This window comes from Capilliphycus salinus ALCB114379, assembly GCF_047276495.1.
In the GTDB taxonomy this organism is placed as follows: domain Bacteria; phylum Cyanobacteriota; class Cyanobacteriia; order Cyanobacteriales; family Microcoleaceae; genus Capilliphycus; species Capilliphycus salinus.
Map to the genome: position 1 here is coordinate 6,613,127 of NZ_CP178543.1, position 25,521 is coordinate 6,638,647.

General features: G+C 43.5%; 21 protein-coding genes. 15 read left to right on the forward strand and 6 right to left on the reverse strand.

Annotated features, from left to right (window positions below; genetic code table 11):
• Positions 1 to 39: 39 nt before the first annotated feature.
• The gene (locus ACL6C3_RS26705; protein ID WP_413162699.1) at positions 40 to 438 is read right to left on the reverse strand and encodes a hypothetical protein; all 399 of its coding nucleotides are present in this window, start codon (positions 436 to 438) and stop codon (positions 40 to 42) included.
• Positions 439 to 648: 210 nt separating this feature from the next.
• On the opposite strand from ACL6C3_RS26705, the gene rppA reads away from it, so the two are divergent.
• From rppA to ACL6C3_RS26725, 4 genes are all read left to right on the forward strand, one after another.
• Entirely contained in the window at positions 649 to 1,341 is a 693-nt protein-coding gene (rppA, locus tag ACL6C3_RS26710; RefSeq protein WP_413162701.1) for a two-component system response regulator RppA, read from the forward strand.
• A gap of 125 nt (positions 1,342 to 1,466) precedes the next feature.
• Positions 1,467 to 2,726, forward strand: a complete 1,260-nt coding sequence (locus tag ACL6C3_RS26715) for a sensor histidine kinase (RefSeq protein WP_413162703.1) — start codon at positions 1,467 to 1,469, stop codon at positions 2,724 to 2,726.
• 208 nt (positions 2,727 to 2,934) lie between these two features.
• Positions 2,935 to 4,404, forward strand: coding sequence for a 9,9'-di-cis-zeta-carotene desaturase (zds, locus tag ACL6C3_RS26720; protein ID WP_413168421.1), 1,470 nt, complete (start codon positions 2,935 to 2,937; stop codon positions 4,402 to 4,404).
• A gap of 83 nt (positions 4,405 to 4,487) precedes the next feature.
• Positions 4,488 to 4,934, forward strand: coding sequence for an SRPBCC family protein (locus tag ACL6C3_RS26725; RefSeq protein WP_413162705.1), 447 nt, complete (start codon positions 4,488 to 4,490; stop codon positions 4,932 to 4,934).
• Positions 4,935 to 5,282: 348 nt separating this feature from the next.
• Here ACL6C3_RS26725 and ACL6C3_RS26730 read toward each other — a convergent pair whose 3' ends face one another.
• Positions 5,283 to 6,989, reverse strand: a complete 1,707-nt coding sequence (locus tag ACL6C3_RS26730; protein WP_413168422.1) for an NAD+ synthase — start codon at positions 6,987 to 6,989, stop codon at positions 5,283 to 5,285.
• 142 nt (positions 6,990 to 7,131) lie between these two features.
• Complete coding sequence (locus ACL6C3_RS26735) at positions 7,132 to 7,455, reverse strand: hypothetical protein (RefSeq protein WP_413162707.1); 324 nt, start codon at positions 7,453 to 7,455, stop codon at positions 7,132 to 7,134.
• Positions 7,456 to 8,388: 933 nt separating this feature from the next.
• On the opposite strand from ACL6C3_RS26735, the gene ACL6C3_RS26740 reads away from it, so the two are divergent.
• Entirely contained in the window at positions 8,389 to 9,366 is a 978-nt protein-coding gene (locus ACL6C3_RS26740; protein ID WP_413162709.1) for a HEAT repeat domain-containing protein, read from the forward strand.
• 388 nt (positions 9,367 to 9,754) lie between these two features.
• The gene (locus ACL6C3_RS26745) at positions 9,755 to 11,317 is read left to right on the forward strand and encodes a HEAT repeat domain-containing protein (RefSeq protein WP_413162711.1); all 1,563 of its coding nucleotides are present in this window, start codon (positions 9,755 to 9,757) and stop codon (positions 11,315 to 11,317) included.
• Positions 11,318 to 11,401: 84 nt separating this feature from the next.
• On the opposite strand, the gene rd is transcribed toward ACL6C3_RS26745, so the two are convergent.
• Positions 11,402 to 11,563 (reverse strand): rubredoxin, encoded by a 162-nt coding sequence (gene rd / locus ACL6C3_RS26750; protein WP_413162713.1) that lies wholly within the window; start codon positions 11,561 to 11,563, stop codon positions 11,402 to 11,404.
• 311 nt (positions 11,564 to 11,874) lie between these two features.
• Entirely contained in the window at positions 11,875 to 13,311 is a 1,437-nt protein-coding gene (locus ACL6C3_RS26755) for an MATE family efflux transporter (protein ID WP_413162714.1), read from the reverse strand.
• A 325-nt stretch (positions 13,312 to 13,636) separates the two neighbouring features.
• Here ACL6C3_RS26755 and ACL6C3_RS26760 point away from each other — a divergent pair, with 325 nt between their 5' ends.
• Complete coding sequence (locus ACL6C3_RS26760; RefSeq protein WP_413162716.1) at positions 13,637 to 14,482, forward strand: cyanophycinase; 846 nt, start codon at positions 13,637 to 13,639, stop codon at positions 14,480 to 14,482.
• A gap of 117 nt (positions 14,483 to 14,599) precedes the next feature.
• Here the strand turns inward: ACL6C3_RS26760 and ACL6C3_RS26765 are convergent, their stop codons facing one another.
• On the reverse strand, positions 14,600 to 15,298 hold the full coding sequence (locus ACL6C3_RS26765) for a manganese catalase family protein (RefSeq protein WP_413162718.1): 699 nt from the start codon (positions 15,296 to 15,298) through the stop codon (positions 14,600 to 14,602).
• 441 nt (positions 15,299 to 15,739) lie between these two features.
• On the opposite strand from ACL6C3_RS26765, the gene ACL6C3_RS26770 reads away from it, so the two are divergent.
• From ACL6C3_RS26770 to ACL6C3_RS26805, 8 genes are all read left to right on the forward strand, one after another.
• A complete protein-coding gene (locus ACL6C3_RS26770) occupies positions 15,740 to 16,729 on the forward strand; it encodes a DUF389 domain-containing protein (RefSeq protein WP_413162720.1) in 990 nt (329 codons plus the stop codon).
• Positions 16,730 to 16,850: 121 nt separating this feature from the next.
• Positions 16,851 to 19,700: a cation-translocating P-type ATPase gene (locus ACL6C3_RS26775; protein WP_413162722.1), complete on the forward strand. Its 2,850-nt coding sequence runs from the start codon at positions 16,851 to 16,853 to the stop codon at positions 19,698 to 19,700.
• Positions 19,701 to 20,152: 452 nt separating this feature from the next.
• On the forward strand, positions 20,153 to 21,484 hold the full coding sequence (locus tag ACL6C3_RS26780) for an MFS transporter (protein ID WP_413162724.1): 1,332 nt from the start codon (positions 20,153 to 20,155) through the stop codon (positions 21,482 to 21,484).
• A 121-nt stretch (positions 21,485 to 21,605) separates the two neighbouring features.
• Complete coding sequence (locus tag ACL6C3_RS26785) at positions 21,606 to 21,794, forward strand: hypothetical protein (RefSeq protein ID WP_413162726.1); 189 nt, start codon at positions 21,606 to 21,608, stop codon at positions 21,792 to 21,794.
• Positions 21,795 to 22,026: 232 nt separating this feature from the next.
• On the forward strand, positions 22,027 to 22,446 hold the full coding sequence (locus tag ACL6C3_RS26790) for a hypothetical protein (RefSeq protein WP_413162728.1): 420 nt from the start codon (positions 22,027 to 22,029) through the stop codon (positions 22,444 to 22,446).
• Between the two features lie 135 nt (positions 22,447 to 22,581).
• A complete protein-coding gene (locus ACL6C3_RS26795; RefSeq protein WP_413162730.1) occupies positions 22,582 to 23,031 on the forward strand; it encodes a hypothetical protein in 450 nt (149 codons plus the stop codon).
• 27 nt (positions 23,032 to 23,058) lie between these two features.
• Positions 23,059 to 24,861 (forward strand): SLC13 family permease, encoded by a 1,803-nt coding sequence (locus ACL6C3_RS26800; RefSeq protein WP_413162732.1) that lies wholly within the window; start codon positions 23,059 to 23,061, stop codon positions 24,859 to 24,861.
• Between the two features lie 185 nt (positions 24,862 to 25,046).
• Positions 25,047 to 25,412 carry a hypothetical protein gene (locus ACL6C3_RS26805; RefSeq protein ID WP_413162734.1) on the forward strand — a complete coding sequence of 122 codons (366 nt, stop codon included), beginning with the start codon at positions 25,047 to 25,049 and terminating at the stop codon, positions 25,410 to 25,412.
• Positions 25,413 to 25,521 lie beyond the last annotated feature (109 nt).

Genomic DNA, 25,521 nt, shown 5'->3' on the forward strand with positions numbered 1-25,521 from the left:
AATGACAGGAAGATGACAGGGGGTTGAACTCAGAAAAAATTAATCGTAAATTTGATAACGAACCAAAGTCCGAAGCTGTGCGGGAGAGAGGTTCAGGGTTTGAGAAAGTTCCCTTTCCACATCCGCAACCTCTATCACCGGAAACTCGAATTCTAACTCTTTTAAGGTGGGACTATCGGTATCAATATCGACTTTGGTATAACCTCTTTGTTCGTAAATTTTAGCCTCAATAGAAATCAGTTGTCCTTTCACCACCAGTTCAACTTCCGGTAAGGTTTCCCCTTCCACAGATATCCGCTCAATTTGGGGGGCTTCACCCAACACGACTGCGGTTGTCCAACCCGTTCCCACCCAGAAGATTAAACCAATTAACGGTAAGGGAAACCAAAATTCTAAACCCACCGCATAGGCTATTTTTCGCCAATCTCTCCATTTCATAATCATCTCTGAAATTTTTGTGCTACTTTTAATTATTATGCACTTTTTCCGTCCAGTTTTGACAATAGATTTTGCAAGGCTCAACAGGTGTTTCTCTAAGATTATCTACCAAGATAAATTGATATTTATCGGGGGCCTATTGAGGACAAAAGACAATTTTTTCTTTTCGGTCAATTGTCTGATAAACTAGAGTAACGAGATAAACAACTGATGAGAATCCTATTAGTTGAAGACGATCTAGAACAATTAGAACCCATCCGCACCGCCCTTTCCCAAGCCGGACATATTGTGGATGGAGTCGAAACGGGATACACCGCCCAATGGTTAATGGGCGAAACCGATTATGATCTGCTGATTTTAGATTGGATGTTGCCCGCTGTTTCCGGAGTAGAACTCTGTCGCACCTATCGAAGTATGGGGAAAACAGCACCCGTTTTGCTCCTAACCGCTAAAGATACCACTGCTGACAAAGTAATTGGGTTGGATAGCGGGGCGGATGATTACCTCGTTAAACCGATAGATTTGCTCGAACTTCTCGCCCGAATTCGGGCTTTGGGGAGACGTTCTCCTCATTGGTTAGGAGACCGTTTAAAATTGGGGGATTTAGAACTAGATTTAACCCGTTTGTGCGTCCAAAGAGAAGAAAAAGAGGTTCAACTTTCGGTGAGAGAATCGCAACTTTTAGAATATTTTCTCCGCCATCCCAACCAAGTTTTAAGCCGAGATCAAATCGAACAATCTTTATGGGAATGGGATAACCCACCCGAAAGCAATGCAGTCAGTACCCTCGTCAGACGTTTAAGACAGCGTTTAGGACAGGTGGATGCAGCCAACTGGATAGAAACGGTTTACGGTTTAGGATATCGAATTAGTCAGCCCAATGTTTATACCAATCCTTTATGAAGCCGCACTAATTGATCCCCCCTCACCCCCCTTTTTAAGGGGGGATCGACGGGGGGATAGGCCTGACAGCACGCTACGCGAAGGTCAAAAGTTGCATGATTAGAAAAAAATGGTATTAATCAAAAATGTTTAGTCAAAGTCGTCGGAATTTAGCCCGTTGGTTTACTTGGTCAATGGGGGGTATTTTAATTATATTTGCCCATTTTATTTATTATATCGAAACTCGCCACCAACTGCGATCGCTGGATAGCGCGTTATATGATCGAACCAACGCCCTCGCTTCAACGGTTGAATTTAACACCCGCCAAGCCCAACCCAAACTAGAATTTGAAAACCTATTAATGCTGGGGAATAATTCCGGCTTGGGCAATGAATTAAAATACGTTCGCTGGTACAATCGACAAGGAAAACTGGTTCAGTTTGTTGGTGAAACACCCACCGAAACTATCCGCCTCAATTCCGGCTTTAAAAGCTTAACCATCAATCAAAATATTCAAGTTAGAGAATTAACCCTCGCTATCGTACACAATCAAATACTGATCGGCTATTTGCAAGTCGGAACCTCCCTAGAACCGTTAGAAAATACAACAAAAACATTACGTCTATTGTTAAGTATTGGCGTGCCGATCACGTTGGGAGTTATCGGTTTAACCGGTTGGTTACTGGGCGGAATGGCAATGCAACCCATTCGTCAATCTTACGAAGCCCAAAGCCGATTTACCGCCGATGCTTCCCACGAATTACGCGCCCCTTTAGCCGCCATTCTCAGCAACGCCCAAGTTGGTTTACTCGCCCCAACTTGCGATGAAATTCCCCGCCAACGCCTAGAAAAAATCGTCAATTTAACCAAATCCATGACGGTTTTAATCGGTCATTTGTTGCTATTAGCCCGTCACGAAGGTAAACTCAATCCCGAGTTCTTACAAACCGTTAATCTGACTAAACTTTTGACCGATTTAGCCCCCAATTATCAAGATTTAGCCAAAGAAAAAGATTTGAATTTTTATACTAAACTTCCCGGGCGCCCCATTTTAATTCGCGCCGAACCCGAGTTACTGCGTCAAGCCATTGAAAATCTTCTCAATAATGCTATTAAATATACAAATTCTGGGGGAACAATCGGCCTAAAATTAATCTACGAATCCCGTTGGGTAATGATTGCGGTAACGGACACCGGAATCGGTATTCCGCCCGAAGATTTACCCCATATTTTCGATCGCTTTTATCGGGTCGATCAAGTCCGAACCCGCAAAACTGGCGGCTTTGGCCTGGGGTTGGCGATCGTTAAACAAATTATCGAAGCCCATCAGGGTTACGTGCGGGCCACCAGTACCCTTGGAGTGGGTTCCACCTTCACCGTTGAACTTCCCCGCCTCGACAGTTGAAAAGAGGGCGGGTTCCGCCCAGATATATGTTTTCCCACAGACAAGTCATATAAACCCGCCCCGGTCTGTGGTGCCGATGTTGTGACAGAAAAACCCGGTTTCGTAGAAGTTACCGGGTTTTTGAGGCCGATAGAACCCGCCCCTACAGTGTTTAGATTGCCGTTTTTTGTTACAATCTGTGAAGACAATTAGGTTATGGATAGGCAGAATGCGGGTTGCGATCGCTGGAGCAGGTTTAGCAGGTATGGCAACGGCCGTCGATCTCGTCGAGGCTGGACACCAAGTCGAAATTTTTGAATCTCGTCCTTTTGTGGGCGGAAAAGTTGGCAGTTGGGTCGATCCCGACGGCAATCATATCGAGATGGGATTACACGTCTTTTTTGGCTGTTATTACCATCTATTTGATTTAATGAAAAAGGTGGGAGCCATTGAAAATCTCCGGTTAAAAGAACACACCCACACCTTTATTAATCGGGGGGGAATGACCGGAAGTTTGGATTTTCGCTTCATTACGGGCGCCCCATTTAACGGACTGAAAGCCTTTTTTACCACCTCTCAACTTTCGGCTTATGATAAGTTGAAAAATGCCCTCGCTTTGGGTACGAGTCCTCTCGTTCGCGGACTGGTAGACTTTGACGGGGCGATGAAAACAATTCGAGAATTAGATCGGATTAGTTTTGCCGATTGGTTCCGCAGTCATGGCGGTTCAGAAGGCAGTTTAAAACGGATGTGGAACCCGATCGCCTACGCACTGGGTTTTATCGATACCGAAAATATTTCCGCCCGGTGTATGCTGACCATTTTTCAATTTTTTGCGGCAAAAACTGAGGCTTCGGTGTTGCGAATGTTGGAAGGTTCGCCCCACGAATATCTGCACAAACCGATTATTAATTATCTCGAAGAACGGGGCGCGAAAATCTACACCCGACGCCGGGTTAAAGAGATTCAATACGAACAAATAGACGGCAAAACCTATGTAACGGGTTTGGTTGTTGCTTCTGGTGACACCGAAGAAACCATCAAAGCCGATGTTTATGTTTGTGCTTGTGATGTTCCTGGAGTTCAGAAAATCTTGCCGCAAGATTGGCGGAAATGGTCGGAATTTGATAATATTTATAAACTCGATACTGTGCCGGTGGCGACTGTACAATTGCGGTTTGATGGTTGGGTAACGGAACTCAACGATCCGCAGCAACGCAAACAGTTAGAACGGGCGGCGGGGATTGATAATTTGTTGTATACTGCCGATGCGGATTTCTCCTGTTTTGCCGATTTAGCTTTAGCGAGTCCGGGGGATTATTACCGTCAGGGCGAAGGTTCGCTGTTGCAATTGGTGTTAACGCCGGGAGATCCGTTTATCAAGCAAAGCAACGAAGAAATTGCCCAACACGTTCTTAAACAGGTGCATGATTTATTCCCCTCTTCGAGAGAGTTAAATATGACCTGGTATAGTGTGGTTAAATTGGCACAATCTCTCTATCGGGAAGCGCCGGGAATGGATGTATATCGTCCGGCACAAAAAACGCCTGTCGCTAACTTTTTCTTGGCGGGAAGTTACACCCTACAGGATTATATTGATAGCATGGAAGGCGCGACGATTTCCGGTCATCAAGCCGCACAAGCGATTTTAAATAATACCGCTAACGTGATGAAACCCTCGGCGGTAACAACGGCTTAAACTGAAAATATAGAGGGAAAGTTTTAGAGTTAAAAGCTTTAACTTTCCTTCTCCAAAATCTACTCTATACACTCTCAAACAAGATGTCAGACTGGTTAGAACATAGCGTTCAAATAGAAGTTCCAATTCCGATAGAATTAGCCTGGAGTCTTTGGTCGGATTTGGAACAAATGCCCCGTTGGATGAAGTGGATTGATTCGGTTACAGTTCTAGAAGATAATCCAGAATTATCCCGTTGGAAATTGGCAGCAGGTCAGTTTCAATTTAGTTGGTTGTCTCGGATTTTGAAAGAGGTTCCCCATCAGATTATTCAATGGGAATCTGTGGATGGTTTACCGAATCAGGGGGCAATTCGGTTTTATGATCGTCACGGGAGTAGTATTGTTAAGTTAACCTTTTCTTATGCAATTCCCGGTATTTTGGGTAAATTAATGGATAATTTATTTTTGGGACGAGTCGTGGAATCAACGATTAAAGAAGATTTAGAACGGTTTCGGGACTACGCCCTAACCGTTCACGGCAAATCTTAAAAATACCCTAAAATTTCGCTCAATTTCCGCAGCGAGAAAGCGATCGTTTCCTTAACTGAAAAGACGTTCCAAACAGGATAACGGAACAACAATCGGCCAAAAAAATGTCGCTTCTAACAAAATCAACCAAGAAATCCCGTGATTTTTAGGAGTAGATCGATCACGTAGAAATGCACTCAGACTAACCACAAACGTAGTTACAGCCCCTAGAATATAAAAAGATTGCAGCATAGTTATCAACAGATGCAAGGTTGAATCAAGTTTGTAACCTTGTCTGTTCTAGCACAGAGTTCTGTAGATAACAAGAACAAATTATACTTTTCAACCACAGGGGTTAAATTTTTAAGATTAAATTCCACTGGTCGCTTTGGCAATGGGCATCCGCCACCCCGTCCCAAAAGCGCGATCGCTAATTTTTAATCCTGGAGGTGCTTGGCGTCGTTTAAATTCTGCCCGCATGACTAATTTTACCACTTGTTGAACAATCTCAGAATCATGTCCGGCTAGAATAATTTGTTGAACCGATTCGTGCTTTTCAATTAACCGATGCAAAATATCATCTAAAATCTCGTAAGGGGGAAGGGAATCTTGATCGACTTGACCGGGTTTGAGTTCGGCGCTGGCAGGTTTTGTTAATATATTATTGGGGATAATTTCTTGTTGATGGTGTTGATTGAACCACCGACAAATCGAATAAACTCGCGTTTTTGGTACATCCGCAATTACCGCTAATCCACCGTTCATATCGCCATACAACGTACAATATCCCACCGCCATTTCGGATTTATTTCCCGTCGAAAGTAACAGATGACCAAACTTGTTAGAAATTCCCATTAATAATGTTCCCCGAATTCGGGATTGAATATTTTCTTCGGCGACTCCGAATTCTGTTCCTGAAAACACGGGTTCTAAGGCGATATCAAAGGCTTTCATCGCCTCAGCAATGGCTAAAGTTTCCGTATTAATTCCCAAATTTTCCGCCAATTCTAAGGCATCTTTAACCGAATGATCGGAACTGTAGGGAGAGGGCATTAACACCCCCAAAACGTTCTCTTTACCCACCGCTTCCGCTGCGATCGCCGCCACCAACGAAGAATCAATTCCTCCGCTTAACCCCAATACCACTTTAGAAAAACCGCATTTTCGCACATAATCCCGCACGCCCAAAACCAACGCCAACCAAATTTCTTCATCCTCACTTTCAGGATATAAAGCTTTAGAATGTTCGGTCGAGTTAACCGTTGATGTTATTAAATCTTGCTTGGCAAAATTATATTCAACCACCGCAAAATCAGCCTTAAATCCAGCCAAACCCCGGATTAATTCCCCCGTTTTATTAAAAACCAAACTAAACCCATCAAAAATTAAATCATCATTTCCCCCAACTTGATTCGCATAAATAATCGGGGTAGAATAACGTTTGGCACTGTATCCGACCATCGCTTGACGGAGTTTTTGTTTGCTGGCTTGGTAGGGAGAAGCGGACAAATTTACCACCAAATCAACCTCTTTCTCCGCCAAAGCTTTCATCGGATTACAAGCATAGTTTTGTTTGCCCCAAAATTCCTCGTCATTCCATAAATCCTCACAAATTGTTACCCCAACTTTTAAAGATGAGGTAGCATTAGATAAGGTGAAATATTCGCTCTGTTTTCCGCCTTGAAAATAACGATCTTCGTCAAAGACATCGTAAGTCGGCAGCAAACGCTTCTGAAAAAACTGCTGAATTTTCCCCTGATGAATTAAGGCGGCGCTATTAAATAACGGCTTTTCACCCTGTTTTTCAAACTCGGGATTGGGTTCTACCGTTCCCACCAAAACCGCAAGTTCTGGGGGTAATTTTTCGGCTAAAATTTGCAGTTGGGCGATCGCCGCCTCGATAAAACTGGGGCGGATCAGCAAGTCTCTAGGCGGATAACCCACCAAAGCCAATTCTGTGGTTAAAAGAAGATGACAACCCGCTTCCGTGGCTTGTTGGGCGACGTCGAGAATGCGTTGGGCGTTTCCGGTAATATCGCCGACGGTGGGATTGAGTTGTGCGATCGCAATTTTCATCATCAATTTCTGAGGTAGCTTTTTACTCAAGTTTACTACTACTCAGAAATTATTTCTCGATGGAATCGGTAGAGAGGAAATGATTTGGATTTCAAAAGGTGAGGCGTGAACGATTGATCGCCGACATCTTCACGACTACATATTAATTGGTGCCGTAAGGATCGCGACAAAATTCATATGTGACCTCAAAATTTTCTCCTCGCTCGTTCGCTTCCTCTCTGAGAAGTTCGATATGATCTTGACGTTGATCTTTAGCCGCTAAACGAGTGGTTCCAGCCGAAACAGCTTCTTGAGTTTCACCCCCAATTTCATATTCATAATGACAAACATACTGAGTTTTTGTTCTTTGAGCATAGGAGGGTAAAACCGTAGCTTCTTCTTCGGGTCGGTTGACTTCTGCTAAGGCGGGCGCAGTCAAACCGAGGGCGATAAAACTAAGGGTAATACCACTGAGAAACCTATTCATAATAGTCTCCTTAAATGAAAAATTTGTGCTTTTATTACTATCTATCTTAGATAAGTTTAAAGAAAGGTTAATCCTTCCGACGGTAGAACATTCTCATTTTGATGGGATTAATTTCCTCAGAGCGTTCAAAAGCAGTCTCATCCAAAATATCCAGCAGATGTATTTCTATTGGCTGATAATCGCTGAGATCGAAACTAAATCTAACTGAAGCTAAACATTCATCAAGTCTATTTTGATATGATATCCGGTTAATTAATGCGTGTTATGGGGCGGGGCGGGTTTATGTCAATCTCGGAGTAGTCGTAAACATCAATGCAGAACCCGCCCCTACATTTAAGATTATTAATTAGTCGGACATGATAGAAGTTATTGATGGGAAAACATCAATTAATTCACCAGGCGCACCCCAGTATCGGTGTAGGGGCGGGTTCTCAATAGATGTATCATTTATCACAGATAACTAATGTAAACCCGCCCCGGTGTCCGGTGTCCGGTGTCGGTGTGGGGGGGGTTTATGTAATATGATATCCGGTTAATTAATGCGTGTTATGGGGCGGGGCGGGTTTATGTCAATCTCGGAGTAGTCGTAAACATCAATGCAGAACCCGCCCCTACATTTAAGATTATTAATTAGTCGGACATGATATGAGAAAAATAAAAACCCGTTTTTGCGTAGGATGACAGTCCTCGGGGCGATTATTGGAGGGATTAACCCGAATCGACTCATAAATTCTTTCTGAAGCAATAGGCGATCGTCGGTTGAAACCGATTAAAATTTAGTAAGATATTGACGGAGTTTTTTTAGCGGTGAGTCGCTCAATTAACGAGGGATTTTAAACCCTTATTGTAACTTAATCAACTTAATCCTGATCAAACAGCAAATATACTATTCGTAAAACTAAACTTTTGTACTCTATTCTGCGAGGTAATTTAATGACAGTTGGTATTCAAAAAAAATTTAACTTTGTATTAATCCTGTTGGGCTTTTCGTTTCCCCTGCTTTCCGCGAGTCCCGCCAACGCACAAACCTGTACAGAAGCAGAAATTCAAGCCAATATCGAACAATTTGAAGAAGTTAACCGACTTTACGATCCTCCCTATGGAAACGTTCTCCGATGCGGAAAAAATGCGGTTCAACCTTTAATTGTTACGGTATTAGACCAAAACAGTAGCAGCAAAGTTCGCCGCATTGCTGCCTTTGCTTTGACCACCATTAAAGACAGTTCGCCCGAAACCATTAACGCTTTAATTCAAGTTGTTCAAGATCGACAGGAAGATGCAGATGTTCGCCGAAATGTTGCCTTTACTTTGGGTAAAATTGGGGAAAATTCACCGGAAGTAATAAAAGCGTTAATTGGGGAAGTTGAAGACAAACAAAATCCTGTGGGCGTTCGCAGTATGGCGGCTTTTGCATTAAGAGAAATGGGTCAGGGTTCGCCCGAAGATATTGAAGCATTGGTAAAAATTTTAGAGAATAAACAGGAAAATCCAGAAGTTCGGGTTTATGTGACGGGTGCGTTGAGGGAAATGGCGAAAAATTCACCAGAAGCGGTTGCCGTTTTTATTGACGTCCTCGAAGATCAACAGGATGATGTAGAAATTCGCAGCCATGCGGCGACGGCGTTAACAGAAATGGGTCACAGTTCATCAGAAATTGTTGACGTTTTGGTTAATGTGGTGAAAAATCCACAGGGAAATTTAGAACTTCGTAGCTATGTAGTTACTCTTTTAGAGGCGATTAGTTTTAATTTAATTGTAGAAGAAGATCAGATGCCCCCACAACAATTTAAGCAATTAATTCAAGCGCTACAGCCCGTCTTAGATATTCAAGATGAGGAGTTATTATTACCGACACGGCTAAAAGATAATCTCTACACTTTGCAGTCGAGAATACAAAGAAAGAAAATATAATTTCAGTCGTCTAAGCCGAAATGAATTTCCGGGATGAAAGTCATATGATGTCCGGTTGATTAATGCGTGTGAGGGGGTGGGACGGGTTTATGTAAATCTCTTAGTAGTCGCTAAAGATATTGTATAAACAGCCCCGACGCTATTTTTTAGCAAGGGATTAAAACGTCTTTTTATAACCCAATAAACTTGACCCCCGCGAAACAGCGAGTATACTGGAAACACGACTTCACACTCCAAAGCTGTTTTCTCAGGAAATTCTATAGCTGTGGATATCAAGAAAAACATCAACTTTTTTGCATTCATCCTGTTAAGCTGTTTGTTCCCGTTGCTTTCTGCAAGTCCCGGCTGGACTCAAACCTGTACAGAGACAGAGATTAGGGCGAATCTTTTGAAATTGAAAGGTTTGCCGCCTGACCCTTCACACCCTTCAAATCAGAACATTCTCCAATGTGAAAAAGATGCGATTCAACCTCTAATTTCTATTGTTCAAAATAAACAGGATGATTCAGAGGTTCGTAGAAATGCAGCTACAGCTTTGGGTCAAATTGGAGAAGGTTCACCCGAAGTTGTCCAGGCTTTGCTAGCAGTCCTCAACGATAAACAGGATAATTCAGAGGTTCGCGGTAATGCAGCTTATGCTTTGGGTCAAATTGGGGAAGGTTCACCCGAAGTTGTCCAGGCTTTGCTGGAAGTCTTCAAAGACAAACAGGATGATTGGGAGGTTCGTGATAATGCAGCTTCTGCTTTGGGTCAAATTGGAGAAGGTAAACCCGAAGTAATCAAGGCTTTGCTGGATGTCTTCAACGATAAACAGAATGATAAATACGTTCGCAACATTGCAGCTTATGCTTTGGGTCAAATTGGAGAAGGTTCACCCGAAGTTGTCAAAGTTTTGCTTGGGGTTGTTGGGGATAAACAGGATGATTCAGAGGTTCGCTTTAATGCAGCTTATGCTTTGGGTCAAATTGGGGAAGATTCACCCGAAGTGGTCAAGGCTTTGGTTGGGGTGGTTGGGGATAAACAGGATGATGCGGAGGTTCGCGACTATGCAGCTTCGTCTTTGACACTAATATACTTCTACCTTTATAAGGAGGCAGATAACCTCTCTATCCAAGAATTAGAACAATGGATTGAACTATACAAACCTGTTTTAGCAGTTGAGGATATCGATGAAATAAGGCGTAGTAACCTGAGACAAAATATTAATAATCTAGAGAAGAAGTTGCAACAGAAGAAAGAGTCTCAGATTCTCCAAATAATTGGGTTGGCTATCTTGCTTCATGTTTTATTCTGGACGGGTTTAATTTTCCTCTATCCCAAATCCCCGCAAGTGCGAGCGACTTTTTTCTGGAATCCGAAAGTTAGAAAGATTATTGGGTTGTGGTACGTTGGTTTGGCGTTAACTTGGGTGCCGTTTCTACGTGAGAGGTTGTTTGAACCGTTTCGAGAATCGCTCCTTTCTGATGCGGATTTAGAAAACTTTAACCCTCAAACTTATTTGGCAAAATCTCCAGTTCAACACGAAGCTTCGGGGGAGATTCAACCGTTAAATAAGGCTATTCCTGAAATTAACGGTCAAATTCTTTTAGTTGGAGAATCGGGTTTAGGAAAATCGATGTTTTTACGTCATTTGGTGCAGTCTTCCGAAGGAATTGTTGTTTATCTTCCTGCATATAAATGTGATGGTGGCGTAATAGCGGCGATTCAAGAGAAACTAGATGATTATGTCAAACAAGATCCAAATTTTCTGCAAAGTTTGATTTATCATCGTGCAATTGATATTTGTATTGATGGACTCAACGAAGTGACGCCGGACACCAAAGCAAATCTTATCAAATTTGTGGAGTCGAATTTCAAGACAAATATTATTATGACCACTCAACCCAACTGGACTCCGCTTTCAACAGCAATGTTCAAAATTTATACCCTTCAACCCCTCACCAATGAATAAGTTAAACAGTTTATCCTTGATCGCAGCATTATCATAAAAACCCAGTTTCTCAGAGAAAGCGGGTTTTTGAAGTATCTATAAACATTAATTCATGGGTTTAAAATCGTCTTTCCCCACCCCACAAACCGGACAAACCCAATCCTCGGGAATATCATCAAATGCTGTTCCGGGTTCTACTCCTCCATCGGGATCGCCTTTTTCGGGATCGTAAACATAACCGCATACTGTACACTTATATTTTTTCACGATTTAGTTAGTCTCCAGTGTTTTCCTCTAGAATAAAATATTAACAAAAACTCCTGTTTTCCTCATCTTTCTAAGGGAATAAGTAAACTCACAAAAATCAATAAAGAAGATGATGTCCGGTTGATTAATTCTATTTTGAGGTGGGGCGGGTTTATCTCAATCTCGGAGTAGTAGTAAAGATATTGTAGAACCCGCCCCTACGAATTATTATTGATTAGTCGGATATGATATAACCCGTTGGTTGTTTTGCTTGAGGGCGCTCATCCCAACAACGGTTTTTTATTGAATGATACTTCTTCCCGACTTAATTTTTATCGGGGAGTTTTATCTTTAATGTCTGAAAGATTAACGGTGGGTTTTTCTGAGGGTAAAATAGCCGGAGGTTCGGATGGTTCATCTACTTTCAAACTGCAAGAACGACGAGTCCAAATAATTGCGGTTATACCTACAATCAGATTGGAGATACAGGCGGCTGCAAAAATCCCGTTTAAGCCAAATAACCAACTCCCCAAATAGGCTAAAGGTACATATAAAACTACCATTCGAGATAACGTTAACATAACAGCCGGAAAGGGTTTTCCGAGACCGTTAAAGGCAGCACAAGCCACCAAGAAAATACCATAGGTTCCGTAACTAATCGGTACAATTGATAAATAACGGGTGGCGGTTTTCAGAACTTGGGAGTTCGTATCAAATAAAGTGACAATTTGGGCGGAAGTTGCTGCTAATACAGCCGCGAGTAAAACCCCGAAGCCGATACAAAATAAATAGGAAAAATGCAAAGACCGATGAACCCGTCCGTAGAGTTTAGCACCCCAGTTTTGACCAACAAACGGCCCGATTGTTGCCGAAAGTGCCATAAATGCAATTAAAGCAAAAGATTCAACCCGAGAAGAAATCCCAAATCCGGCAACAGCTTCGGGACTATAACTGGCTAATAAACTGGTAATAATTCCAATGGAAATTGGGGTGATCATATTAGTCGAAGCCGCAGGTAAACCGACATATAAAATCTCTTTCCAGCAGTCCCAACAATTTCTCAGACCCGTTAGACTCCAGAGAATCATCCGTTCTCGAAAATGGAGTATAATTAAAGAGGCAATTAACGTTAGAGAACGGGCGATAACTGTGGCTAGCGCCCCCCCTTTTAAGCCCAAACTGGGAACGAACGCCCAACCAAAAATCAACACGGGATCTAAGGCAATATTCACGATAGCCGCAAAGGTCATAATTAGACTGGGGATTTTGGTATCTCCTGCGGCACGAATTGCGCTATTTCCCACCATTGGAACGACTAAAAAAATCATGCCGGGATACCAAATTTGCATATAATCCCGAATATAAGGCATGACTTCGGGTCCGGCGCCCAACAGTTTAAATAAAGGGTCAATTGTTGCCAGTCCGATGAGAATAAAAACACCGACAATTAACAGAGATAATGTTAAACTGTTGGTGGTTAATCGTTGCACGCGATCGCGATCGCCTTCACCAATAGCGCGAGAAATGACCGAAGACGCGCCGGTTCCCAGTCCCAACGCCAAACTTCCCATGACCATAACAACCGGGAAAGTAAAACTCATCGCCGCGAGTTGGGTGGTTCCCAATTGACCGACAAAATAGGTATCGGCTAAATTAAAAGCAATCACCGAAAAAACGCCCCAAACCATCGGTAAAGTCAGGGCGAGAAGTTTGAGTCCGACAGAACCTTCTGTGAGGTTATATTTGCGAGTAGGGGTAGATTTGGACATAAACTCTAATCTAAATAAAACTGATTTGGGCGCGATAAATCCACCTGGGTCTGTTTGTTAATATAACTGCGATCGCCAGTATTTCGCATTCAAACTCAGTTAACGCCCCTCGGAAACTTTTAAAACTTTTCGGAAGACAGATGACAAACGTGAGAATTTGTGCATTTTGAACTGGAGAGTTAAAAGTTATAATGTTATTGAAATTCATCCCGATCAATCAGTAGAAATACTGTCTTAATTTCTATCTTTCGGGAGTGAAATAAACCGGATCATTTGTGCTTAAATTATAGATTATGCCTCATCAGGGCAGAATAGGAGATTGGTTATGACATCGAATCAACATCAAGGACAGTTAGTGATTATTGGAGGCGCAGAAGACAGAGAAGGGGAGTGTAAAGTCTTACGAGAGTTTGTGCGCTGTGCCGGTGGAATTGATGCCAAAATAGTGGTGATGACGGTGGCCACTGAGTTACCCCGAGACGTGGGAGATGACTACATTCGAGTGTTTGAACGTTTGGGGATTAAAAATGTTCGGATTATTGATACAATTGCCCGAGAAGATGCAGAAACTTCGACGGCATTAGAGGCAATTAACAACGCTACAGGAGTCTTTTTTACGGGAGGAGATCAAGCCCGAATTACAGAAATTCTCAAAGATACCGCTTTGCATGAAGTCTTATTAAAAAGATACAGCGAAGGGTTAGTTGTGGGTGGCACCAGTGCGGGTGCGAGTATGATGTCTGAGAACATGATTTTAGAAGGAGAAGGACAGACCCATCCTCGAATTGAAATTGTGGAAATGGAAGCAGGAATGAGCTTTTTTCCCGAGGCTGTTATTGACCAACATTTTGCTCAACGGGGACGTTTAGGACGCTTGCTGACTGCGGTGGCGAGACATCCCGATTTAATTGGAATAGGGATTGATGAAAACACCGCTATTGTGGTGCGAGATCATCATTTTGAAGTGGTGGGAGATGGCAGTTGTACCGTTGTAGACTTGAGTGAAATCAGCCATAATAATATCGGAGAACTGTTAAGAGATGAAGGTTTGGCTTTGTGTGGAATCAAGCTTCATATTCTGCCCGAAGGATATAAATTTGACCTAAAAAACCGTCAGCTTTTAACTAATAACCAAGCCGTTAATACACCCGAAATGGCAGTGGCGAGTTAAACCCTCAACTGAGAATTTGATGTCACCTGTCTAATCCCCCCTAGCCCCCCTTTCAAAGGGGGGAACGAAGGGGGATAAAAGAGGTGAATTTAGGTTAAAAAGCCGGAGAATGCCAAATTATTGTTGTTGCATTTTCTCTTTCATCGGGTCAGCAATGTAGCGGAAATTCTCATCGGAATTCCAAGGCCCGCGCTGATCTTCTCCGTTGGTTGATAAATTGTAGTAAATATCAACAGTTTCATCCGGTTGAACATTTCCGAAGAACGGATCGGTGAGTTTACCCATCGAATCTAATGCTTTCATAAACATTTTCGTATGGGAAATCTCCCGAGTCAACAGGTGAACTAAAGTTTCTTTGGTTTGGTGGTCGGGTGCAATTTTAATTAAATCTTCGTAGGTTTGACGCGCACCGGCTTCGGCTGCAATATCCGCCCTTAAGTCGCGGACAACATCCCCGCCTTCGTTTAAATAAGCGGCTGTCCAAGCCTGTCCTTGAGAGTCGAGAAAATGAGGTCCTTTACCGCGTACCGCAAATAATGTACTCTTAAAGGCTTCAGTTTGATCGACATTTCGAGTATGATTTTCAATTAGCCGACCAATCATTTCTAGATGGCTAAACTCCTCAACAGCGATATCTTGCAACATATCGCGAATGCCTTTATCATCGGTGTGAAAAGACTGCACCCAATATTGTAAAGCCGCAGATAATTCACCCGTCGCGCCGCCAAACTGTTCTAAGAGAAGTTGGGCGTAACGGGGGTTAGGTTCGTCAATTTTAACATCTTTGGCAATGACTTCTTTTTTATGAAAAAACATTCAGTGTTCTCCTGTATTTAACAATCTCTAGCAGAAAATGATTTCTGGAAAGCAAAAAAATTCTTGGTTTATTTTTGCTATATCTCTATGTTAGAAATAAAGCGACCAAATCACCTTGATCTCAAGGTAGACTCTGATCAAATTAAAAATCTATCGAACTATTCCGATGGCAATAAATTTAATCCGATCCTCAGTTTATTGAACGTCTCAAAATCTACAGCCTTTAAAAACTTTGGTCAAAATATCCTTTCCGAATTTTGCGGTTAAAATTCTATCAAAAGATAGATGAAAAATCCGAAATCCAGAAATTGTAAGCATTTTGAAACCCGATCTCAACTTGAAATTGAACCGCTGTCAATCTTGTCAATTCCTCAAATTCCGTCTAGAATAAATTTAATTTTTTGTGTGTCCACTAAACCACCCAGTGCCGAATAATCTTCTATGTTCAAAACCTATAAACTGATTAAAGATTTTGGTTCGGGATCGGTTCCCCTCCTAAAATTAAGAGATTCTTTGCTCACCGATGCAAAATTCACCCAAAATTACCTAGTTTTAACGATTAGTTCCTGTTTAATTGCCACACTGGGTTTGCTGATTAACAGTGCAGCCGTCATCATTGGAGCGATGATTATCGCCCCGTTAATGTTACCCTTAAGAGGGATGTCTTTTGCCACTTTAGAAGGGGACTTAAAACTTCTCCGGTTAAGCTTTGCCTCCATTACTGTGGGAACATTAATGTCGGTAATGTGTTCCGGTTTAGTAGGTCTAATTATTCGCATTCCCGAATTTGGCTCGGAAATTTTATCGAGAACCCAACCCACCTTAATCGATCTCTTAATTGCAGTGGTCGCCGGTGGCGTGAGTGGGTATGCAAAAATTCGCCCTCAAATTGGAGATGCCATCCCCGGAACAGCAATTGCAGTCGCATTAATGCCGCCCATTTGTGTTGTCGGAATTGCCATTTCTCAAGGACAATGGGAAGCTGCTTTTGGGGCGAGTTTGCTCTATGTTACCAACTTAATTGGCATTAATCTTGCCTGTTTGGGAGTCTACGTTTTAGCCGGATATGCGCGAAGTAGCGAACTCGCCCGCACCATTTCTTGGAGTATTTCTATCTTATTAATTGCCCTGTTAGCCCTGCCGCTTGGAATTAGTTTTGTTCAACTCGTAAACCACGCCCAAGTCAATAACTCAATCCGAGAAATCTTAGTCACCCGTTCGTTAATAGACAGACCCGATGTTGAAGTTGATAAAGTCAGCATTAATTGGAGAAAAAAACCGCCAGAAGTGATGGTAATTGCCCGAACAAAAAATCCAATTACCCCCGACGACGTTGCCCTGGTCGAGCAACTTCTTAAAAAAGAGTTAGCCCTATCTTTAAAAGTAATTTTTGATGTCACACCCGCCCAACTGATAGAATCAAATCGGTGAGAATCGACTATAATTATTAGGTAAAACGAGAAAAATGACTCGCTCTGTCGGCAAAAAAAAACGATTCAACCTAGTCATTTATCCCTAAATTCCGACTTCAGCACCTATCGGTTAACCCCTCATGGCATCGACACAACCTTCCCCACCATCTGGCCACTCTACAAACGATCCTGCAACACCTTGGCACACTCAAAGCATTGAGTCCGCCTTGCAGTTAATAAATGTTGACCCCAAACGGGGGTTAAACTCCGCCCAAGTCGCGGAAAAACAACAAAAATACGGCCCCAACGAAATCGAAACCACCGAGGGACGCCGACCCTTAGAGATTTTGTGGGATCAGTTTACCAACATCATGTTAGTCATGCTGATCGCCGTTGCCATTGTTTCCGGCATTCTCGACCTTCGCAACGACAACTTCCCTAAAGATGCGATCGCCATTTTTGCCATTGTCATTCTCAACGGCTTACTCGGTTATTTTCAAGAAAGTCGCGCCGAAAAAGCATTAGCCGCCCTCAAAACCCTATCCTCTCCCAAAGTCCGCGTCTTGCGGGACGGCCAAATGAGCGAAGTCGAGTCCCCCCAACTGGTACCGGGTGATATGATCTTCCTCGAAGCCGGCGTGCAAGTCCCCGCAGACGGACGCCTGATCGAAGCCCAAAACCTGCAAGTCCGAGAAGCCACCCTCACCGGAGAAGCCGCCGCCGTCACCAAACACGCCGAAACCGAACTCGGCGAAGATACAGCCCTCGGCGATCGCGTGAATTTAGTCTTTCAAGGGACCGAAGTTGTGCAGGGACGGGGGACGGTGTTAGTGACCGAAACCGGAATGAAGACGCAACTGGGACAAATTGCCTCGATGTTGCAGTCCGTCGAAACCGAACCCACCCCCCTACAGCAGCGGATGTCGCAACTGGGAAACGTTTTGGTCACGGGTTCGCTGCTGTTGGTGGCGCTGGTCGTCGTTGGCGGTATCATTCGCACCGGCTTTGAATACTTTGAACACTTACTCGAAGTTTCCCTGAGTATGGCGGTGGCGGTGGTTCCCGAAGGTTTACCCGCCGTTGTTACTGTTACGTTGGCAATTGGTACCCAGCGGATGGTGCGCCGCAACGCCCTTATTCGCAAGCTTCCGGCCGTTGAAACCCTCGGTTCGGTGACAACCATTTGTTCCGACAAAACCGGGACCCTGACTCAAAATAAAATGGTTGTGCAGTGGGTGCGAACCCTGAATAATGCCTATTTGGTGACGGGGGAAGGTTACGCGCCTTGGGGTGAGTTTCAACCGCTGCATGAGTTCTCAGAAAACGAGGAAAACCCCGAAGAAAAACCCAAATTAACCCCCCAACACCAACAAGAATTACAACCGTTGTGTGTAGCCTGTGTGTTGTGTAACGACGCCCAACTGCAACATCAAAACGATAACTGGAGTATATTAGGTGATCCGACAGAAGGGGCGTTATTGGCGTTGGGCGGAAAAGCGGGTATTTCCAAAGACACTTGGGATAAACAAATGCCTCGCATTGGTGAAATTCCCTTTTCTTCTGAACGCAAGCGGATGAGCGTGATCTGTCAGGATAAAGACAGACAATTGAGAACCGAGAACTCTCAGCTTCAGATGTTTACTAAAGGTTCGCCCGAACTGATTTTACAACGCTGCGATCGCGTTCAAAGTGGCAGTCAAAGTATTACCTTACAACCGGAACACCGCCAGCAAATTTTAGCGCAAAATGACCTCTTAGCCGCCGAAGGGTTGCGAGTTTTGGGTTTAGCTTATAAACCCTTAGCAGAATATACAGAACCCTCAGAAACCGCAGACGAAGACACCACCGAAAACGAACTAATTTGGTTGGGTTTGGTGGGAATGTTAGACGCCCCTCGCCCGGAAGTTAAAGACGCCGTTAAACGCTGTCGGGATGCCGGAATTAGGCCTGTAATGATTACCGGAGATCACCAGTTAACCGCCGCTTCAATTGCCCATCAGTTGGGGATTTCCCCCTCAGGGGAACGGGTGTTAACGGGCCAGCAGTTGCAACACCTCAGCCAAGGTGAACTGGAACAAGAAGTTAAACAGGTGAGTGTGTATGCGAGGGTGGCGCCGGAACATAAGCTGAGAATCGTCCAGGCGTTGCAGAAACAGGGCGAATTTGTGGCGATGACGGGGGACGGCGTTAACGATGCACCGGCCCTCAAACAGGCGGATATTGGCATTGCAATGGGGATTACTGGAACTGATGTGAGTAAAGAAGCCAGCGATATGATCTTGCTGGATGATAACTTTGCCACCATTGTCGCCGCAACCGAAGAAGGGCGGGTGGTTTATAGCAATATTCGCCGTTTTGTGAAGTATATTTTGGGGAGTAATATCGGGGAAGTGTTGACCATCGCCGCAGCGCCGTTAATTGGTTTGGGAGAAGTGCCGTTAACGCCGTTGCAAATATTATGGATGAATTTGGTCACGGACGGTTTACCCGCTTTGGCGTTAGCCCTCGAACCCGCCGAACCCGGAGTGATGAAGCGTCCCCCCTACAGTCCCCGCGAGAGTATTTTCGCCAGGGGGTTGGGAATTTATATGGTGCGAATTGGGTTAATTTTCTCGATTCTCACAATTATACTCATGGTGTGGGCCTATGATGCGGCGCAAACGGGAGGCGATGCGGGGCGCTGGAAAACGATGGTGTTTACAACTTTGTGTTTGGCTCAGATGGGTCACGCTTTGGCGGTGCGATCAACCAATCGTCTGACGATACAACTCAATCCGTTATCGAATCCCTACTTACTGGCTGCGGTGAGCGTAACCACTATTTTACAACTGATGCTGATTTATGTCGCCCCGTTGCGAAACTTTTTCGGCACCCATTGGTTAAGCGGGACGGAGTTGGCTATTTGTATCGGGTTTAGTAGTTTGATGTTTGTTTGGATAGAAATGGAAAAATTAGTCAAGCGCTGGTGGGTAAACCGACAACAAAGCTGACAGCAACAGGGAAAAATTCCGTTTGTGTTCGATGTTTTGACAAATCACCTCTAATCTGTAAACTGGTGACTGAAAAGGGACGGGTTTATGTCAGTTATTTCTCGGTAACATAGATTAACACAGAACCCCCCCCTACAACACTGGTCACTGGTGACTGGTCAGGTGTAAACTGTAAACCGTAAACTAACAACTGGTTACTAATAACTGGTCACTGTTCACTGTTTTCATTGGTGACTGGTGAGGCAGTGCTGACTTGGCGGAATAGTCGAGAAGCGCTTGCCTTGCGGCCCGGCGGTTTCCGTCGAGAGCGCGAACTCGCGACTTGGCGGTTTCCGTCGAGAGCGAAGTTCGCAAGAGAGCAAAGTTTGCAATCTTAGCAACTGCCGTTCGCGCAGCGTCTCCGAAGGAGATACCCGCATATGGTGACTGGTAATGAGTGACTGTAAACCCTGGTGTCTAGAATTACAATTTCCTCTTTCGCCCCCCGATGGTTTTTTGCGCTGGTTCCCTATCGAATTAGCGAAGGTTTGTTGATTAATTTATTGCCGTTATTTGTGGTACAAGTTGCGGGGGGAACCGTCACCGATGTCGGAAAAGTTAACTCTTTGGTGGCTTTGGCGGGGGTAATTGGGTTTAGTTTTTGGGGAAATCTTTCGGATAAAGTTAAACGCCGTCGCCCTTTTTTAATGATTGGAATTGCCGGGTTTTGTTTGTGTTTATTTGGACTCAGTTGGGGGGATAATGTTAATCAAGTTTTGAAAGCTTGTACCTTGGGCGGGTTTTCGATGGCTGCGGTGATTCCTTCCGCGACGGCTTTGGTGATGGATACCGTACCGGAAGAACGGATAGGTCACTATTTTGGGCGATTTTATTTAATCGGCGGTTGGAGTTTTATTATTGCCTTAATTGTGGGCGGAGTTTGGCTGAGTTTATCCCCGGAAATTGTGGGAACAACAGAAGCCATGAGAAGTTTATTTACTTTGGCTGCAATGGCAACAATTTTGAGTTTAATTTTATGTTTGATGTGGATTAAAGAACCTTCCCGCCAACAAATTCATACCCAACGGGAGTATACACCCGATTTACTCGGTCGTTTATCGGTCGGATTAATTGAACGGCGGGTTTTGTTTTATCCGGCTAGAAGTATTTATTTTATCACCCGCCCGCAATTTTTTAAGCAGGTCGTTCAAAACTTAAAAACTACCCTGAGTTTGTACTATGCTTGTTCGGCTTTATTATTTCTTTCTATCCAAATCGTTTATATCCCCTTTCCTCTGTTTTTAACCAATATTTTGGGCGCGACAAACGACCAAGTTTTATGGATTACGTTGGCTCGTTCTTTGGTAGAAACCTATTTTTATCTTCGGGTTGGTCAGTTAGTTCAAAGCGGAAATAGTATTCGTTTACAAGCAATAGCGGCTGCGGTGAGAATTGGCATCTTTGTTATATTAACCCTATTGGCTTTATTTCATCCCAGTCCATATAGTTTGGCGATTATTACCTTGACTCACCTGTTAACCGGGTTAACTTGGGCGGTGATAGGAGTATCGGGGACAACATCTGTAGCCCGACTTTCTCCCCGAGGTCAAGAAGGGGGCGCCATCGGGATTTATAATTCTGTAATTGGCTGTTCTACGATTTTTGGATCGTTGCTGAGTGTGTTTTTAGTGGCGACTCAGGGCTATGTGGTTTGTTTTGCAGTGGGTACGGTGTTGATGAGTTTAACCACAGTCTGTTTGTGGGGGTTGGGAAGCGTCACACCCCAAGTCAGCCGACAGCAGTAAACCGAATTTGATCAAAGATCTACCAAAATCTTTTAATTGATGTATAATCATCGGTTAAGGATAAATACCTTGCCCAATATACCCTGAAGGAGACGGTAACGGCGAAGATGATCAAGAGTCAATGACAACAAGCAAATTCTTCTGTAAAAAGTTCGGTACTTCACGACACGTAAGCGCAAAAGCTTGGTATCGTCTTCACTTATCGTTTGTTGCTGAAAATTTCAGCTTGAGTAACGAAGCGTTTGAGATTTTCCACCAAGTCGATAGCGAATGGTTTGAAGCAACTTTGATGTTAAGCTTGTTAGAATAGAGGGAATAAATATCAGACTGCAAAGGGAATCAATTCGGCTCAAACCGACCCTAGATTTCCGATACTGTCCTCAGCCTAACATCAGGTCACACGATAATTTTTGACCCCATTGAAATTACTCCTCACGATAGCTTGACATTCTGTTAAAACTTGCCTTATCCTAAGGCGAGCTTAATTTGTCCCAAGCCTTAAAATTCATCTGTTCAACTGACGACCCTTATAAGGAGAAAACATGAAACGAGTTTCCTTTCTCTTCGTTCTTTTAGCGACTGTTTCTTTCGGAACCCTCACCGCTTGTCAACAAACGGACCCCAATCCCGAAACCCCCGCAGAAATTGAAACCCCCGCAGAAACCCCCGCAGAAACCCCCGCAACTCCCGAACCCGAAGCCACAACTACTCCTCAGTCTTCTGTTGAGACTCCCGAAGAACAAGCGGTTGAAACTCCATCCGACGATGCGGGTGTCTCCGCAACTCCGGTTGTATCTCCCGAGGGTGAAACTTCAGAAGTATCTCAACCTGTTCTAATTGAAGAAGAAAATACTCTGATTGAAGACAGTGCTAGCGATATGGGTGAAGTTGAGTCTGGTATGGAACAAGAGTCCTTATCCACTGAAGAAATTGAACCCGCAGTAGAAGAACCTGCACAGTAATTTCCAATTCCGTTTCAGTCTATCAAATCACAGGGAAAACTTCCTTAGAAATCAGCTTCTAACAGAAGTTTTGGTGCATCATAAAACTCAAGAATCCCCTGCTTTTTGCGGGGGATTCTCCATAGGGAAAATCCGATGAGTACAACTCAGTCAAAACCCACTTTCAATCTCGCTCAAACCTTAAACCGTAAAGAATGGGTAGAAGCCATTCTGTTATTTTCCATCTCAACCGGAATCAGTTGGTATCTGGATATGATTCCGCTACCCATGACACCTTTAATACTGGGAATAGGTTTGATAATCGCCGGAATTAGCATCGGCTTCTATAGCCTAGAAATGGTTTTAGTTGCCTGGAGTATTTTAACCTTACTGGGTGTAGTTTTTATGGCTTCAATTGCGGTTTTTGTACCGCTAACCTCGCTGAAAGTTATCGCCATTGCCATGATTACCCTTCTCGTCGGTGCCACGAGTGGAAGCGTCATGTTTTGGTTGATTCAAAGAAGACTATTTCTCAGTTTAGGTCGAAATAAAGCAGTTCTTGTTGCCAGCTTGATGATTGCTTTGGGCCTACTTTTTCCCTACTAAATTTATCTCTTTCTCCTTGAAAGTTTTATGGAAATCACCTTGACTCTGAGTCTGTTAGTTGTCGCCTTAATTGCCTTTATCTTTGAGTGGCTTCCGGTCGATATTACGGCAATTTGTGTGACAATTGTTTTAATGGTTTTGGGGTTGGTAACGCCAGAAGAAGGAATTGCGGGTTTTGGCAACTCGGCAACAATTACCGTGATGGCAATGTTTATTTTGAGTGCGGGAATTACTCGCACCGGCGTTGTACAAGTTGCCCGAGATTTATTAACAAAATGGGGAGGAAATAACCTCACTCAGCAAATTGTGGTGATGGGAATTATTGTCGGCCCGATTAGTGGGTTTATTAATAATACCGCAGTTGTGGCGATTTTTCTCCCCATTATTGAAGATTGGTGCAAAAGACAGCGAATTTCGGTTTCAAAGCTGTTAATGCCCCTTTCTTTTGTGACCATTTTAGGGGGGATGATTACCCTAATTGGAACTTCCACCAATATTCTAGCCAGCGGCGTTTCTAAAAAGCTCGGATATGGTGAGTTTAGTATCTTTCAGTTTACCCAACTGGGAATTTTAACCTTTATCATCGGGTTAATTTATCTGGCTTTTATCGCGCCAAAACTTATCCCGAACCGCAAAGGGCTAACCGATGAATTTATCGGTCAAGATTATGACATCAAGGAGTATTTCAGCGAATTAATTATTACTCCCCGTTCGAGTCTGGTCGGACAAACGCTCAACCGCAGTGAAATTCAACGCAAGTTTGACCTAGACGTTCTCGAAATTCTTCAAAATGGGGTGCGTTTTTCTCAACCATTAGGCGATAAAGTTTTAGGAATTGGCGATATTTTAGTGGTGCGGAGTAGCAAAGATGATTTGCTCAAAATTCGGGAAGAACGGGGGTTAAGTTTGTTACCCGATGTTCAGTTTAAAGCAGACGAAATTGAATCGATTTTAACCTCAGAAGAAGAAAAGATTGGCGAAGTTTTAATCCTTTCCAACTCCCGTCTAATTGGGACAACGCTCAAAGATTTACGCTTCCGACAACGCTACAACGCGACCGTTTTAGCCATCCGTCGTGGTGCGGAATTATTGCGAGGTCGTTTGGGTCGGATTCCCTTACGTTTTGGTGATTTGTTGTTAGTTCAAGGCCCGAAACAGAGTTTTATTGGTTTACAAACAACCCGAGAACTTCTCGTTTTAGAACAACAAAATGTGGAAAGCCTTCGCACCGATAAAGCCTTAATTGCGGTATTAATTACCGTTGGGGTGATTGGGGTTGCGGCTTTTGACCTGTTACCCATTTTAGTTACCGCTTTAATTGGGGTGGTTTTAATGATTATTACCGGTTGTCTCAAACCGGGGGAAATTTACGGCGCCGTCCGTTGGGATGTGATTTTTTTATTGGCCGGTTTGATTCCTTTAGGAACAGCAATGGATAAATCCGGCGCCACCGAATTACTCGCCAATTTTATTGTCGGTTTGGGGGGAAATCTTTCGGGGTATTGGATATTAACCTTTTTCTTTGTTGCGACTTCTTTACTCACCGAAATTCTTTCTAATAATGCTTCGGTGGTGTTAATGATTCCCATCGCCGTACAAGTGGCTAACAGTTTAAATCTCAATCCTTTAGCCTTTATGTTTGCGGTAACATTTGCCGCTTCTAACAGCTTTATGACTCCCATTGGCTACCAAACCAATACGATGGTTTATGGGCCTGGAGGATACAAGTTTTTGGACTTTATGCGCGTCGGCGGCCCCCTCAATTTATTAATGGCAATTGTCACGCCTTTATTAATTGTCTGGCTGTACGGTTTACAACCGGTTAACTAATTTATCCCCCGATTGATTAGACAGAGAAGGAAGATTTTAGATCTTCTTTCTCTCAGAAGATAGAGAAAAATTTATCAAGCCTTTGAAAGATTACTCCTAAAGCAAGATGAGAATCTAGCCCCCAATTGAGTACAGTAAAAAAAGATTCAATTTTTGTAGATATTGATAACAGGAGATTTAAAATAGTGCATAGCGATATTAGAACCGAACAACAAAAAAATTCCGATATTCAACAACCGATGAACCCCGAGGAAGTTGATCCCAAACAAAGAGAGGAACACAAAGCCGAATTACAAGAAAAGGGGAATAAACTAACCGGAAACCCCGGCGATCGCATTGATGATTCTATGTCGATCGAAGAAAAAGCAAAACAAGTCGCCGTTGATGCGCCCGATCCCACAGGCGATCATATCGTCGTTCCCACTTATTTTATCGTAGAAGGTGAAGACGGCGAAAAAGAAGCGCTACACCACGTTAAAGACGCCGAAGAAATTTCTGATGTGGTTCGTCAAGCGCGAATGGATGAAGACGGAAATCGCAAATGGTGGTAAGCTTGATAACTTGAGCAATTTTTACCCCATTCTTAGATAATACAAAATCCCCGGTTTTTCGCGAAACTGGGGATTTTATCGATTAATCTTAATTAATTGTATAGAGTTC

Coding starts and splice junctions, on each gene's coding strand:
- ACL6C3_RS26740 (WP_413162709.1), top strand. CDS start 8,389: ATGACAGTTGGTATTCAAAAAAAATTTAACTTTGTATTAATCCTGTTG.
- ACL6C3_RS26755 (WP_413162714.1), bottom strand. CDS start 13,311: ATGTCCAAATCTACCCCTACTCGCAAATATAACCTCACAGAAGGTTCT.
- ACL6C3_RS26735 (WP_413162707.1), bottom strand. CDS start 7,455: ATGAATAGGTTTCTCAGTGGTATTACCCTTAGTTTTATCGCCCTCGGT.
- ACL6C3_RS26800 (WP_413162732.1), top strand. CDS start 23,059: ATGGAAATCACCTTGACTCTGAGTCTGTTAGTTGTCGCCTTAATTGCC.
- ACL6C3_RS26765 (WP_413162718.1), bottom strand. CDS start 15,298: ATGTTTTTTCATAAAAAAGAAGTCATTGCCAAAGATGTTAAAATTGAC.
- ACL6C3_RS26705 (WP_413162699.1), bottom strand. CDS start 438: ATGAAATGGAGAGATTGGCGAAAAATAGCCTATGCGGTGGGTTTAGAA.
- ACL6C3_RS26760 (WP_413162716.1), top strand. CDS start 13,637: ATGACATCGAATCAACATCAAGGACAGTTAGTGATTATTGGAGGCGCA.
- ACL6C3_RS26725 (WP_413162705.1), top strand. CDS start 4,488: ATGTCAGACTGGTTAGAACATAGCGTTCAAATAGAAGTTCCAATTCCG.
- ACL6C3_RS26770 (WP_413162720.1), top strand. CDS start 15,740: ATGTTCAAAACCTATAAACTGATTAAAGATTTTGGTTCGGGATCGGTT.
- rppA (WP_413162701.1), top strand. CDS start 649: ATGAGAATCCTATTAGTTGAAGACGATCTAGAACAATTAGAACCCATC.
- ACL6C3_RS26775 (WP_413162722.1), top strand. CDS start 16,851: ATGGCATCGACACAACCTTCCCCACCATCTGGCCACTCTACAAACGAT.
- ACL6C3_RS26790 (WP_413162728.1), top strand. CDS start 22,027: ATGAAACGAGTTTCCTTTCTCTTCGTTCTTTTAGCGACTGTTTCTTTC.
- ACL6C3_RS26785 (WP_413162726.1), top strand. CDS start 21,606: ATGACAACAAGCAAATTCTTCTGTAAAAAGTTCGGTACTTCACGACAC.
- ACL6C3_RS26730 (WP_413168422.1), bottom strand. CDS start 6,989: ATGAAAATTGCGATCGCACAACTCAATCCCACCGTCGGCGATATTACC.
- ACL6C3_RS26715 (WP_413162703.1), top strand. CDS start 1,467: ATGTTTAGTCAAAGTCGTCGGAATTTAGCCCGTTGGTTTACTTGGTCA.
- ACL6C3_RS26795 (WP_413162730.1), top strand. CDS start 22,582: ATGAGTACAACTCAGTCAAAACCCACTTTCAATCTCGCTCAAACCTTA.
- zds (WP_413168421.1), top strand. CDS start 2,935: ATGCGGGTTGCGATCGCTGGAGCAGGTTTAGCAGGTATGGCAACGGCC.